Below are 13,276 nucleotides of genomic sequence, written 5' to 3'. Positions count from 1 at the left end.
GCGTCCCACCCCGCGGACGCGATCACGCCCTCCGACCCGTCGAGGAGGCCCCGGTGAACCCGACCGAACTGCCCACCGCAGAGGTGGCCGTCGAGGAACTGCTCGAGCGCTCGTCCGAGCGCGGCTACGTGCTGCTCTCCGAGCTGCAGGAACTGCACGTCCCCGAACTGCACGGCGACACGTGGCTCGAAGACGTCGTCGCGGAGATCCGCACGCAGGGCACCCAGGTCGTGGACGACGTCGCCGACGACGCGCCCGAGGAGGTGGTCGACCACGGCGCCGCCATGACGACCGACCTGGTGCGTCAGTACCTCAACGACGCCGGTCGCCACGCCCTGCTGACCAAGGAGGACGAGGCCGACCTGGCCAAGCGCTACCAGGCCGGGCTGGCCGCCGACGAGTTCCTCGCGGGCAAGGGCAAGCTCAGCCGGACCGCCAAGGCCAAGCTGCGCCAGATCAGCCGCGACGGGGCCCGCGCCAAGGAGCGCATGGTCCAGGCCAACCTGCGCCTGGTCGTGCCCCAGGCCCGCAAGTTCTCCGGCCGCGACCTCGACTTCATCGAGCTGATCCAGGAGGGCAACCTCGGGCTGCTGCGTGCGGTCGAGAAGTTCGACCACACCAAGGGCTACAAGTTCTCCACCTACGCCGTGTGGTGGATCCGGCAGGCACTGCAGCGCGGCGTGGCCTCCAAGGGCCGCACGATCCGCGTCCCCGCCCACGTCTGGGAGCTGTACGGCAAGCTGCGCTCGGCCGAGCTGCGCCTGCGCCAGGCCAAGGGCGGCGACCCCACCGAGGACGAGATCGCCGAGGAGGTCGGACTGACCGCCCAGCGCGTCCGCGAGGTCCGCGAGGCCATGCAGGAACTGGTCAGCCTCGACCGCCCCATCGGTGAGGACGGCGACGCGACGATGGGGGACCTGATCCCCGACGCCGCCGTCGTCGACCCGGCCGAGACCGCGCTGGAGGGGGACGCGTTCGCCCAGATCGAGGCGGCCCTGGGTGCTCTCGACGAGCGCGAGCGGATCATCCTGGTGCTGCGTTTCGGCCTCCACGGCGAGGAGCCGCAGACCCTGGAGGAGATCGGTGCCCACTTCGGCCTGACCCGCGAGCGCATCCGTCAGATGCAGAACCGGGCCCTCGCCAAGCTGCGCCACCCCTCGCGCGCCCACAACCTGTCCGGCCTGCTCGACGTCCTCGACCGCGCCGCCTGACATCACCCGCACCGTCTCGACGCCCGCCGAGCCTTCGGCGGGCGTCGCTGGTTCCCCGCGAACGACGAGCGGTTCCTGCGCGCGCCGATCTGCCCTCCACGCGGGGGGCGCCGTAGCATCCGGCGACGTCCCCGCCGTACGCCGACCCGTGGTCGACACATGCTCGAGGATCGAACGCACCGGTGGCTGCTCGCCGTCGTCGGTGTCCTGCTCGTCGCGACCGTCGTTGGCATGGTGGCGCTGTGGCCGGCACCCCGCGACGTGCCGGACCAGGCCCCGCTCGAGGACCGCTACACGGCCGTGATCCGCGACCTCGAGGTGGTCCCGGGCGAGATCGATCCGATGCTGGGCATCTCCGGTGACGAGGTGGTCCTGCAGGCCGAGTTGCTCGAGGGGCCCGACGCGGGCACGACCACGACGATCCGCGCCGCCGCGGACGGCTACCCGAACTTCCGGGTCGGCGACCGCATCGAGGTGCAGGTGGCCAACATCGGCGGCGAGGGGGAGAGCGGCTACTTCGTGGCCGACTTCCAGCGGTTGCCGGCGCTCGGCATGCTGCTGGGGCTGTTCGTGCTGGCGGTGCTCGCCATCGGCAGATGGCACGGGCTGCGCTCGCTCGTCGGGCTCGCGCTCAGCCTGCTGATCGTCGTGCGGTTCGTGGTGCCCGCCATCCTGGCCGGCAGCAGCCCGTTCCTGGTCGCGCTGGTCGGCTCGATCGCCGTCATGATCGTCACGCTGTACCTCGCGCACGGGGTCAACCCCATGACGACGGCAGCCATCGTCGGCACCAGCGCCGCGCTGCTGCTGACGATCCTGCTGGGCGTGCTGTTCATCGACCAGGCCAGCATCACCGGTTTCTCCTCCGAGGAAGCCGGCATGGTGCGCTTCACCGTGGAGGGCATCGACCTGCGCGGCCTCGTGCTGGCCGGGCTGATCATCGCGGCACTCGGCGTCCTCGACGACGTCACCGTCAGCCAGGCCTCGACCGTGTTCGCCCTGCACGACACCGACCGCACCCTGCCCTGGCGATCGCTGTTCGGCCGCGCCATGAAGGTCGGGCGCGACCACATCGCCTCGGTCGTGAACACGCTGTTCCTCGCCTACGCCGGAGCGTCGCTGACGCTGCTCGTGCTGTTCTCCACCGGTGGCGTCCCGGTCCTCGAGCTGGTGAATGCGGAGATCCTGGCGGTGGAGATCGTGAAGACGGTCGTGGGCTCGCTCGGGCTGATCGCGGCCGTGCCGATCACGACCGCGCTGGCCGCCACCGTGGCGATCCGGCGGGACGTCGATGCACCGTCGCTCGTCGCCGGCCACGACCATCACCCTCACCACGCCGAGCGTCCGGCCGTGGCTGCACCCGGGACCCCGGCCGAGCGCGTCCCGCCCCGCGACGACCACCGCTCGGAGGACGAGCGTGCCCACGACGCCTGGATGCGCTACCTGCGCGAGGGCCCCGGCGCCGGCGAGCCCGACGAGCGCCGCTGATCCCGGCACCGACGTGACCGGCACCGTCGCGGGCTGCTAGAAGGCCTGCCGCACGCGGCGGCCGTGGAAGCGGCCGTCGTGGACCGGTCCGCGACCCCGGCCGGGATCGCTTCCGACGTGGGAGAGGCGTCGATGGAACAGAACCCGCTGGTGGAGATCGGCCTGCCGATCGCGTTGTTCGTGATCATGGTCGGCATCGGGTTGACCCTGACCACGGGCGACTTCCGGCGCGAGGCCCGCACGCCCCGCGGTGCGGTCGTCGGTTCGCTGGCCCAGTTGCTGGTGATGCCGGCGCTGGGGTTCGCCATCGCCGCACTGCTGGGACTGCCGCCGGCGCTGGCGGTCGGGCTGGTCATCGTGGCCGCCTGCCCCGGCGGGACCAGCTCGAACCTGATCACCTTCCTGGCGCGCGCCAACGTCGCGCTCTCCATCGTCCTCACCGTCGTCGCGAGCGTCGTCACGATCGTGACACTGCCGTTGTTCGCGAACGTCGCGCTGGGTCGCCAGCCGGTGGGGACCGACGTCTCCGTCAGCGTGCCCTTGGGACGCACGATCACCCTGCTGGTCGGGATCGTCCTCGTGCCGGTGGTGCTCGGGATGCTCGTGCGCCGTCGTGCGCCCGCGCGTGCCGCCGCCCTCGAGCGGCGTGTGTCGGCCTTCGGGGCCGCGGTGCTGGTCGTGCTCATCGCCGGGATCGCCCTGTCGCTGCGGGACCGGTTCTTCGAGCTGCTGGCGCAGGCGGGGCCCGCGACCCTGCTGCTCAACCTCGCCGGGCTGGCGGTCGGCTGGCTCGCGGCGCGTGGCGCCGGCCTGCGCCCCGCGGACCGGCTCGCCGTGGCCATCGAGCTCGGCATCAAGAACTCGACGCTGGGGATCCTGATCGCCGTCAACGTCCTGCGCTCGGAGGAGATCGCCGTGCCCGCCGCCGTCTACGGGCTGCTGATGTACCTGTCGGCCGCCGTGCTGGTGGTCGTGGGCCGTCGTGCCGCCGGGATGCGGGTGGAGCCGGCCACGAAGGGCTGAGGCCGGGGGACGCCCCAGGACGGGTGGGGGGCCAGCCCCCAGGGCGTCCGCGGGCCGGCTGACGCAGGCTGCCCTCGAGGAGCGCGCCGATCGGGCGCGCCCCGACGAGGAGCCGAAGAGCGTGACCGCCCCGACGTCGACCCTGAAGCCAACCACCACACCGGCCGCCGCCGGCCGCGACCGCGTCGTCGACCTGCTGCGGGCCGTCAGCCTGCTGGTGGTCGCCCTCGGCCACTGGCTGCTGGCCGGCCTGTGGGTCGCACCCGACGGCGCCGTCCACGTCGAGCACCTGCTGGCCGCGCAACCGTGGACGCAGTGGCTGACCTGGGGCGCGCAGGTCATCGGCCTGTTCATGCTCGCCGGCGCTTACGCCAACGCCACCAGCTGGCGCAACCACGTCGCCCGCGGCGGCGGCTACGGCGCGTGGCTGGCGGGACGCTTCCACCGCCTGCTGGGCCCGACCCTCCCACTGGTCGCCGTCTGGCTGCCACTGGCATGGCTGCTCGGTCGGTCCGGGGTCGTGGCGGCCGACGTCCTGCGCGAGGCGACGCGCGTGGTCGCGGTCCCGCTGTGGTTCCTGGCCGTGTACGTCCTGCTCGTGGCCGCGACGCCACGGCTGCTGGCCTGGCACGACCGCCTCGGCGTCCGCGCCGTGCTGCTCCTGGTCGGGGCCGCCGTCGGCGTCGAGCTGCTCACCCGGGGACTCGGTCTTCCGGTCGTCGGGTGGCTGCAGTTCCCGCTGGTGTGGGGCGCCGTGCACCAGCTCGGCTTCTTCTGGCAGGACGGGCGCCTGCGGGCGGCGGGGCGCCGGTGCTGGTGGGCGCTGACGGTCGGCGGGTTCGGCGGCCTGGTGCTGGTCACCCGCGTCCTTGACCTCTACCCGCTGTCGATGGTGGGGGTGCCGGGCGACGAGCGGAGCAACAACACCCCACCGAGCCTCGCGATCCTGCTGCTGGCCGCGGCCCACCTCGGCGTCGTGATGCTGGCCCACGGGCGGCTGTCGGGCTGGCTGCGTCGGCCACGGGTGTGGCACCCCACGGGGCGGCTCGGTGCGATGGCGATGTCGGTCTACCTGTGGCACCTGACGGCGATGGTCGCCGTGCTGGGCGTCGCCCTGCTCCTGCCGGGTGGTTCGCGCCTGCTGGCCGCCCCGACCGGCACGGCCGCCTGGTGGGCCGCCCGGCCGCTGTGGCTGGCCGCGTTCGCCGTGCCCACGCTGGTGGTCGTGCGGCTCGTCCTCCCGGTCGAGCGGGCCACCGTCGCGGCGGTCGGCAAGCTGCGCGGGCGCCGCGTCGAAGCGGCGCCGGTCGTGGCCGCCACGCTGCTGGCCTGCGCAGCCATGGCGGGCTTCGCGGGTCAGGGCTTCACCGTCCCCGGCGCGCCCGCCGACCTCCCGGTCGTCGCGGCCGGCTGCCTGGCCGGTGGCCTCGTGATCATCGCCAACGCCGTGCGGTCGGCACGGCCGGTGCGCGGCTGAAGCGGCGAGGTTCCCCTCGTGCGCCTGACGGGCCGTGGGCGGCGAACCACCAGCGGTTCGCGCCCGGCGTACAGCCGAGCAGGCCGAAGCCGGGTACCGTCCGCGGCCCTTGGAACCCACACCGGTGACGGGTCGGGAGTCTGCCCGTACCATGACGGGTCGCGGCCTGCCGCCCGCACGCCTGCGCCCATGGCGTCCCGGTTCGCCAGCACGAGACGGAACACCCCTTGAGCGACGTCACTCCCATCTCCGAGCTGTTCGAGCGCGGCGCCTCTCGCGGCTACGTGCTGCTGTCGGAGCTGAACGACCTGTTCGACCCGTTGACGATGCCGGACAACTGGGTCGAGGACACGGCGCAGAAGGCGCGTGACCTCAACATGCAGGTGCTGGACGACCTGGTCGAGGACGCCGACCGCCCGGAGGCGACGCCGCTGTCCGCGTCGTCGGACTCCGTGCGGCAGTACCTCAACGAGATCGGGCGCACCGACCTGCTCACGCCCGAGCAGGAGGTCGACCTCGCCAAGCGCTACCAGGCCGGGCTGGCCGCAGCGGCGCTGCTCGGGTCGGGCCAGAAGCTCACCCCGCGTCGCAAGGCGCAGCTGCGGATGGTCACCCGCGGTGGCGAGCGGGCCAAGGACCACATGATTCGGGCCAACCTGCGGCTGGTCGTGTCGGTCGCCCGCAAGTTCCGCGGCCGCGGCGTCGACCTGCTCTCCTTGATACAGGAGGGCAACCTCGGGCTGATCCGCGGCGTGGAGAAGTTCGACCACACCAAGGGCTACAAGTTCTCCACCTACGCCACGTGGTGGATCCGGCAGGCGTTGCAGCGCGGGCTGGCCAACACGGGCCGAACGGTGCGACTGCCGGTCCACGTCCACGAGCTGATGGGCAAGGTCCGCTACGCGGAGTTCGCGCTGCTGCAGCAGCTGGGTCGCGAGCCCACCGAGCACGAGATCGCCGCCGAGCTCGGCCTGCCGGTCGAACGGCTGCGCGAGGTCAAGCTCGCCGCCCAGGACGTCGCCTCGCTCGACAAGCCGATCGGCGAGGACGGCGACGCCACCATGGGTGAGCTGGTCGCCGACGAGGACGCGATCGACCCGGAGTCGTCGGCCACGGCCGTGCTCGCCAAGCGCGAGGTCGAGCGGGCGCTGGCGGCGCTGACCGATCGCGAACGCACCGTGCTGATGCTGCGCTACGGGCTGATGGACGGCGAGGAGCACACCCTCGAGGACATCGGCGCCCAGTTCGGGCTGACCCGCGAACGTATAAGGCAGATCGAGAAGAAGACGCTCACCAAGCTGCGCCACCCCTCGCGCGGCTTCCAGTTGCGCGGCCTGCTCGATTCCGTCGACGCCCCGAGCTGATGCCCGGGTCGGTGCCGCCGCGGCGGAGTGCCGCGGCGCTGGTGCTGATGGCGCTGCTGGTCGCCGCCTGCTCGCCGGAGGGTGCGCCCGATCCCGAGGAACCCCGGCCGACCGCGGCGCCGACCGACGCCGCGCCCGGCGCCGGGGCCCCGGACCCGAGCCCCGACCCACCGGCCGGGGACTCCGAGGCCGAGCCCGAGCCACCCCCGCTGCCGCCCGAGCCGGCCTCCCGAGCGGCGCTGGTGGCCCACGTGGAGGAGCTGCTGGCGGCGGCCGAGGAGGCGGTCGAGGACGCGACCGTCGCCGTGCTGGTCACCGATGCCTACGGCCGCGAGCTCGGCGGGCTCGCGCCGGACACCCCGGTGCTGCCCGCCAGCACCCTGAAGATCGTGACCGCGGCGGCGACGCTGGTGACCCTGGGTGCCGATGCGCGTCTGACCACCCGGGTGGACGCCACCGCGCCGATCGGCGACGACGGGGTCCTCGATGGTGACCTCACGCTGGTGGGGGTCGGTGACCCGACCCTGGGCACCCCGGAGTACGGCCGCTGGATCTATCCCGCCCGTCCGCGCACCCCGCTCGAGGAACTCGCCGACGAACTGGTCGACGCCGGGCTGACCCGGGTCACCGGTGACGTGCACGGCATGGCGCCGGGCTTCGCGGGCCCCAGCGAGCCCTCCGGGTGGCTGCCGCGCTACTTCGCCGACTTCGACGCGCGCTACGTCAGCGGTCTGACGGTGGACGGGGGTCTGGCCACGTCCATCCGCTGGCCGCAGCTCGAGGAGGAGCGCGCCCTGCAGGTGGACGGGCCCGTCGACGATGCCGCCCCGGACGAGGAGGACGGCGATCCGGAGGCCCAGGTGCCGTCGCCCGAGCGGGTCAGCATCCCGCTGATCGGCACCCGAGACGAGATCGAGGAACGGCTGGCCGGCCTGGACCCACCGCTCGCGCGCGTCGAGGTGGTCCCCGATCCCCGGCTGCAGGCCGCGGACGAGCTGCGGCGACTGCTGATCGAGCGGGGGGTCACGGTCGACGGGCAGGCCACCGTCACGCTGGCCGGTCGGAGCTCCGAGCGGGGACTGGCCAGCGTCGACAGCCCGCCCATGGCCGACGTCCTGCGCTTCGCCGTGCAGCGCAGCGACAACCATCTCACCGACCAGCTGTTCCAGGTCGTGTCGCGCGTGCGCACGGGCGGGGCGAGCTGGCCGCGGGGCGAGCGTGCCGTGAAGGCCATCCTCGACGAGCTCGGGATCGACCACACCGGCAGCCGGTTCGCCGACGGCTCGGGCCTGTCACGTGACGACCGTGTCACCGCCCGCCTGCTGGTCGACCTCGACCGTGCGATGTGGTCCGGCGAACAGGCCGACACGTGGGCGTCGTTCCAGGCCGTGGCGGGGGAGAGCGGCACGTTGCGCCAGCGGCTGACGGGCACGCCCGCGGCGGGCCGCTTCTTCGGCAAGACCGGGACCCTCAGCGACGTCACCGCCGTCACCGGCGCGGTCCTGGGCGACGACGGCGAGCGCTACCACCTCGCCGTCGTGGGCAACGACGCCCCGGGCGCGGACCGCTGGGTCGTGCGGGCGTTGATGGACGAGCTGGTCCTGGCACTGGTCGCCGATCTGCAGGGCTGCGAGCTGCTGGAACCCGACGAGGACGCCGCGGAGGGGCCGCTGGGGCGCCCCCCGGTTCAGGTCGCCTGCTGAAGGACGAAGACCCCGGCACCTCGTGTGTCAGCACCGGCTGGCGGGCGTGCTCGCGCGCGAGCCGCGCATGGATTCGCAACCTCCGCCCTGGCTGATGCCTCGACGGCCGCCGCGACCCTTTACGGTGCCCGGGCGCGGTGGCACGTCGACATGAATCGAGTACGAGCGTGGAACAACGCCACGAGGTGGACCTGACCATCATCGGCGCCGGCCCCGCCGGGCTGTACGCGGCCTACTACGCGGGCTTCCGGGGGATGCGGACGGCAGTCGTCGACTCGCTGCCCGAGCCGGGCGGTCAGGTCGCGGCGCTGTACCCGGAGAAGCTGATCTACGACGTCGCCGGGTTCCCGGCCATCAAGGGCCAGGAACTGATCGAGCAGTGCGTCGAGCAGGCCGCCCAGTACGACCCGCTCTACGTGCTGGGCAACCGTGCGGAGACGCTGACCAAGCACGACGACGGCACGTTCACCATCGGCACCCACAAGGGCGTCGAGGTGGCCACCAAGGCCGTGCTGGTCACCGGCGGGATCGGCACCTTCACGCCGCGGCCGCTGCCCGACGCCGCGGAGTTCGAGGGGCGTGGGCTGGTCTACTTCGTTCGCGAACTGGAGACGATGCGCGACAAGGACGTGCTGATCGTCGGCGGCGGCGACAGCGCCTGCGACTGGGCGCTGAACCTGGAGGGCATCGCACGCTCCATCACGCTCATCCACCGCCGTGACCGCTTCCGCGCCCACGAGGACTCGGTCAACAAACTCTACGAGTCCTCCGTCCGGGTCATGACCTTCACCGAGGTGGCCCAGATCCGCGGCGTCGACCAGGTCGAGGAGGTCACGGTCTTCAGCAACAAGACCGACGAGCGCGAGACCATCAAGGTCCAGGCGGTCGTCGCCGCGCTCGGGTTCACCTCGGATCTGGGGCCACTGAAGTCCTGGGACATCCAGATCGACGGCCGCCACGTGCTGGTCGACACCCGCATGCAGACCTCGATCGAGGGCGTGTTCGCGGCCGGTGACATCACCGAGTACGAGGGCAAGGTGCGCCTGATCGCGGTCGGCTTCGGCGAGGCGGCCACCGCGGTGAACAACGCGGCCGTGTACATCGACCCCTCCGCACGCGTCTTCCCCGGCCACAGCTCCGGATGACCTCGCACGCAGACGCGGGCCGCCCGTGGGGGCGGCCCGCGTCAGCGTGCGGCGTGTCGGCGGCGAGGTCAGCAGGCCGACGTGCGAGCCAGGCGCGGTGCGCCCGGCTGCGTCGGGATCCCGGCGCCGGTGGCCGTGGTGCTGGGGTCCAGGCGCACCGCGAGGCGGCGGAAGCCGCCGGCGAGCGCGGTGCGGACCGGTCCCGGCCGGTCGACGACCTGCGGGGCGTCGGGCATCGCCGACGTCGCGACGTCGTGGGCGACCGTCAGGCGACGGACGAACACGGAGGCGGTCATGGGGTCCATGCGTGGTGCTCCTGCGAGCGTCGGGAGGACGAGCCCGACGCATCGGTCGGGTGCCGTACGGATCGAGGGTCTTGATCGATACAGAAGGCACCTTACGCGGCTGCCCTTGATCGGTCAAGTACCCTGCAGCTGCCGAGGAGAACGCATGGGACGGGTGACGCTGCAGACGATCGCCGACCGCCTCGGCGTGTCCAGGACGACCGTGTCCAACGCGTGGTCGAAGCCCGACCAGCTCTCGCCGGGACTGCGCGAACGCATCCTCGCCGTGGCCGACGAGCTTGGGTATGCCGGGCCCGACCCGGCGGCGCGCTCGCTGCGGCGGGGACGCGCCGGCGCGATCGGGCTGCTGCTGACCGAGTCCCTGCAGTACGCGTTCGACGACCCGTACGCGCAGGCCCTGCTGCGCGGGGTGGCGCAGGCCACCTCGGGCGCCGACGTCGGGTTGCTGCTCGTCCCGCTGCCGCCCGGTGCGGACACGGGGCAGGCGCTGCGCAGCGCCGTCGTCGACAGCTTCATCGTCTACGCCATGCCGTCGGGCCACCCCGCCGTCGACCTGGTGAGCCGGCGCGACGTGCCGCTGGTCGCGATCGACACACCGCGGCTCGCGGGTGTGCCGTTCATCGGCATCGACGACCGCGCCGCCACCCGCGAGCTCACCGAGGCGGTTCTGGCCGACGGCCGGCGGCGTCTGCTCGTCGTGACGTTCCGCGTCCGCGCCGACGACCACACCGGCGAGGTGACCCGCGAGCGCATCGCGGCGGCCACGTTCCTCAACGCCCGGCAGCGACTGCTCGGCATCCTCGACGCCGCCGAGGCCCGGGGGCTCGCGGCCGGCGACGTCCGGATCCGCGAGGTCCGGGTGAACGAGCGGCCCAATGCGCGCGAGCAGGTCGCGGACGTGCTGGCCGAGGGCTGGCGACCCGACGCGATCATCGGCATCTCCGACGAACTCGCCCTGGGCGCCCTGGAGGCGCTGCAGGACCGTGGCCTGCGCGTTCCCGACCAGGTTGCCGTCGCCGGCTTCGACGACCTGCCCGACGCGGCCGCGAACGACCTGACCACCGTGCGCCAACCGGCGACGGAGAAGGGGCGGCGTGCGGCGGCACAGTTGCTCGGCCTGGAACCGACCGGCGACGTCGTCCTGCCGCACGAGCTGGTGCTGCGCGGCACGCACCGCTAGCGCTCGCACCGCCAGCGGTCTTCAGAGGCGTTCGATCGCCACGATGCGTTGGCGTGCCCCGAAGGCGGGGGCGCGAACCCCGGTGGCCAGCAGCAGGCGCACCACCCGGCCGCGGTGACCGGCGAAGGGCGCCAGCAGTTCCAGCATGCGCTCGTCCGTGCCGCGCGGCTCGCCGGCCAGCGCCCACGCGACCTGGTTCTTGACGTGGAAGTCGCCCACCTCGACCTGGTCCGCGTCGCCGGCGGCGATGCGCAGCACCAGCGCGGCCGTCCACGGCCCCAGTCCCCGGACGGCGCACAGCCGCGCGGTCGCTTCCGCCGACGGCAGCGTGAGTGCCTGCTCGAGCCGCCGGGAGCACCGGCTGGCGGCGACGATGGTCTCGGCGCGGGCGCGCTCCACGCCGAACCGGTGGTAGGCCCAGTACGGCAGGGACGCCAGCCGCTCCGGGGCCGGCTGCAGGCGCAGGTCGTAGGGCCCGGGAGCCGGCTCGCCGTGGGCACGGACCAGCCGCGTCCACGACCGCGCGGCCTCTCGCGAGGTGACGCGCTGCGCGAGGATGGTGGGGACCACGGCGTCCCAGGCGACCCCCGAGCGTCCCAGCCGCAGGCCGGGCCGGCCGTGTGCCGCCCGGGCCACGGCCGGGTGCGGTGACGGGTCGAAGTCCGAGCAGTCGTCCTCGCCGCCGACGAGGGCTGGTGCGCCGTCGAGGAGCCAGTCCGCCCCGGGGCCCCAGGCCCGGGCCGTGTACGTGCCCGCGGACTCGCGCACGATCTCGACGGTCCCCGCACCCTCCGGTGTCCTGGACGCGCGCACGACGCCGTCGCGACGGAGCCGGATGGTGGGGTCCTGCGCGGAGTGGACCAGCGGCCGCAGGGTGGCCAGCAGATCGAGTTCACCGGGGACACGGAAGCGACGCACGGGCGAACCCTACCCCGGGTGGCGCCGGCTGCCGGCCCGTACGGCGCGTGCCCCGCCGTGGTTCCGGCCGAGCGTTCGACGCCCGGACGGCTGACTCGGCCGGGGGCCACGACTCGGCTGCCCGCCCGAGGCGGCAGGTACGAGGAGGGGTATCGTGAACGCACGCAGACACCTGGCGGCAGGCGCGGTCGTGGCGCTGGCCTGGACGTCGTCGGCGGCCTACGTCGTCCAGCCCGGCGACGTGCTGTCGGTCATCGCGCAGCGGCACGGGACGTCGGTCGGCGCGCTCGCCGAACACAACGGCATCCGCGACCTCGACCACATCCGGGCCGGCCAGGTGCTGGAGATCCCGGTCCTCGACCGCGACGCGGTCGGCGAGCTGATCGCAACCGTCGCCAGCGAGCACGGCTGGAGTCCCGCGTTCGTCCAGGCCCTCGCGTGGCAGGAGTCGGGCTGGCAGCAGGACCGCGTCTCGTCGGCGGGCGCCATCGGGATCATGCAGGTCATGTCGGACACCGGCAGGTTCGTCTCGCATCATCTCGTCGGGCGCGAACTCGACCTGCACGACCCGCACGACAACGTGGTCGCCGGGGTCGTCTTCCTGCAGCACCTCTGGGAGCTCACCGACGGTGATCCCGAGCTGACGCTCGCCGGCTACTACCAGGGGCTGCGCTCGGTCCGTGAGAACGGCACCTTCGCCGACACGGACCGCTACGTCGCCAACGTCCTCGCGCTGCGCGACCGGTTCCGCTGAGCCGCGCGCCGGGACGCCGCGAGCCCGGCGCGGTGCGCCGGGCTCGGGGGAGTCGGAAGCGGGTCGTCAGGCGGTCGGGTCGTCGACGTAGCGCAGGTAGGGGCGCTGCGCCTCGAAGTCGCCGAAACGCTCCCGGGCCTCGTCGTCGGACACGGCAGGCGTGACGATGACGCGGTCGCCCTTGGTCCAGTTGACCGGCGTCGCCAGGCCCTGGGTGGCGGTGAGCTGCAGCGAGTCGACGACCCGCAGCAGTTCGTCGAAGTTGCGGCCCGTGGCGGCCGGGTAGGTCAGGGTGAGCTTGATCTTGTTGTCGGGGCCGATGACGAAGACCGAGCGCACCGTCGCGGTGTCGTCCGCGTTCGGGTGGATCATGTCGTACAGGTCGGACACCTTGCGGTCCGGGTCGGCGATCAATGGGAAGTTCAGGGCCGCACCCTGGGTCTCCTCGATGTCCTTGCTCCAGCCCTCGTGGTCACCCAGCGGGCTGACGGACAGGCCGATCACCTTGACGCCGCGACGGTCGAACTCGTCCTTGAGCTTGGCGACGGCACCGAGCTCGGTCGTGCAGACCGGCGTGAAGTCCTTGGGGTGGCTGAACAGCACGGCCCAGCTGTCACCCTTCCAGTCGTAGAAGTTGAGCTCGCCCTCGGTGGTGGGAGCGGTGAAGTTCGGGGCGTCGTCTCCGAGTCGGATGGCCACGGTGGTCCTTCC

General features: G+C 73.0%; 12 protein-coding genes. 9 read left to right on the top strand and 3 right to left on the bottom strand.

Annotation, left to right across the window (positions count from 1 at the left end; translation table 11 throughout):
- Positions 1-53 precede the first annotated feature (53 nt).
- The 7 genes from ACERM0_RS10255 (at position 54) to ACERM0_RS10225 (ending at position 9,408) form a co-directional block, all read left to right on the top strand.
- Positions 54-1,211, top strand: a complete 1,158-nt coding sequence (locus ACERM0_RS10255) for an RNA polymerase sigma factor RpoD/SigA (RefSeq protein ID WP_373678499.1) — start codon at positions 54-56, stop codon at positions 1,209-1,211.
- 159 nt (positions 1,212-1,370) lie between these two features.
- Positions 1,371-2,696 carry a YibE/F family protein gene (locus ACERM0_RS10250; protein WP_373678498.1) on the top strand — a complete coding sequence of 442 codons (1,326 nt, stop codon included), beginning with the start codon at positions 1,371-1,373 and terminating at the stop codon, positions 2,694-2,696.
- Positions 2,697-2,828: 132 nt separating this feature from the next.
- Positions 2,829-3,719, top strand: a complete 891-nt coding sequence (locus ACERM0_RS10245) for a bile acid:sodium symporter family protein (protein WP_373678497.1) — start codon at positions 2,829-2,831, stop codon at positions 3,717-3,719.
- Between the two features lie 121 nt (positions 3,720-3,840).
- Entirely contained in the window at positions 3,841-5,196 is a 1,356-nt protein-coding gene (locus tag ACERM0_RS10240) for an acyltransferase (RefSeq protein ID WP_373678496.1), read from the top strand.
- Positions 5,197-5,423: 227 nt separating this feature from the next.
- Positions 5,424-6,560 (top strand): sigma-70 family RNA polymerase sigma factor, encoded by a 1,137-nt coding sequence (locus ACERM0_RS10235; protein ID WP_373678495.1) that lies wholly within the window; start codon positions 5,424-5,426, stop codon positions 6,558-6,560.
- Positions 6,560-8,263, top strand: coding sequence for a D-alanyl-D-alanine carboxypeptidase/D-alanyl-D-alanine-endopeptidase (gene dacB, locus ACERM0_RS10230; RefSeq protein ID WP_373678494.1), 1,704 nt, complete (start codon positions 6,560-6,562; stop codon positions 8,261-8,263). Before ACERM0_RS10235 ends, dacB begins: the two co-directional genes overlap by 1 nt.
- A gap of 167 nt (positions 8,264-8,430) precedes the next feature.
- Positions 8,431-9,408: an NAD(P)/FAD-dependent oxidoreductase gene (locus ACERM0_RS10225; protein WP_373678493.1), complete on the top strand. Its 978-nt coding sequence runs from the start codon at positions 8,431-8,433 to the stop codon at positions 9,406-9,408.
- Between the two features lie 68 nt (positions 9,409-9,476).
- Here the strand turns inward: ACERM0_RS10225 and ACERM0_RS10220 are convergent, their stop codons facing one another.
- A complete protein-coding gene (locus ACERM0_RS10220) occupies positions 9,477-9,713 on the bottom strand; it encodes a hypothetical protein (protein WP_373678492.1) in 237 nt (78 codons plus the stop codon).
- Positions 9,714-9,858: 145 nt separating this feature from the next.
- Between ACERM0_RS10220 and ACERM0_RS10215 the strand changes: the two genes are divergently transcribed.
- Positions 9,859-10,893 carry a LacI family DNA-binding transcriptional regulator gene (locus ACERM0_RS10215; protein WP_373678491.1) on the top strand — a complete coding sequence of 345 codons (1,035 nt, stop codon included), beginning with the start codon at positions 9,859-9,861 and terminating at the stop codon, positions 10,891-10,893.
- Positions 10,894-10,914: 21 nt separating this feature from the next.
- On the opposite strand, the gene ACERM0_RS10210 is transcribed toward ACERM0_RS10215, so the two are convergent.
- Complete coding sequence (locus ACERM0_RS10210; protein WP_373678490.1) at positions 10,915-11,811, bottom strand: DNA-3-methyladenine glycosylase; 897 nt, start codon at positions 11,809-11,811, stop codon at positions 10,915-10,917.
- A 154-nt stretch (positions 11,812-11,965) separates the two neighbouring features.
- Between ACERM0_RS10210 and ACERM0_RS10205 the strand changes: the two genes are divergently transcribed.
- Entirely contained in the window at positions 11,966-12,565 is a 600-nt protein-coding gene (locus ACERM0_RS10205; protein WP_373678489.1) for a lytic transglycosylase domain-containing protein, read from the top strand.
- A 66-nt stretch (positions 12,566-12,631) separates the two neighbouring features.
- On the opposite strand, the gene ACERM0_RS10200 is transcribed toward ACERM0_RS10205, so the two are convergent.
- Positions 12,632-13,264 carry a peroxiredoxin gene (locus ACERM0_RS10200; RefSeq protein WP_373678488.1) on the bottom strand — a complete coding sequence of 211 codons (633 nt, stop codon included), beginning with the start codon at positions 13,262-13,264 and terminating at the stop codon, positions 12,632-12,634.
- Positions 13,265-13,276 lie beyond the last annotated feature (12 nt).

The sequence above is a fragment of the Egicoccus sp. AB-alg2 genome (genome assembly GCF_041821065.1).
Classification (GTDB): Bacteria; Actinomycetota; Nitriliruptoria; order Nitriliruptorales; family Nitriliruptoraceae; genus Egicoccus.
This window is presented reverse-complemented; position numbering and strand designations above follow the sequence as displayed.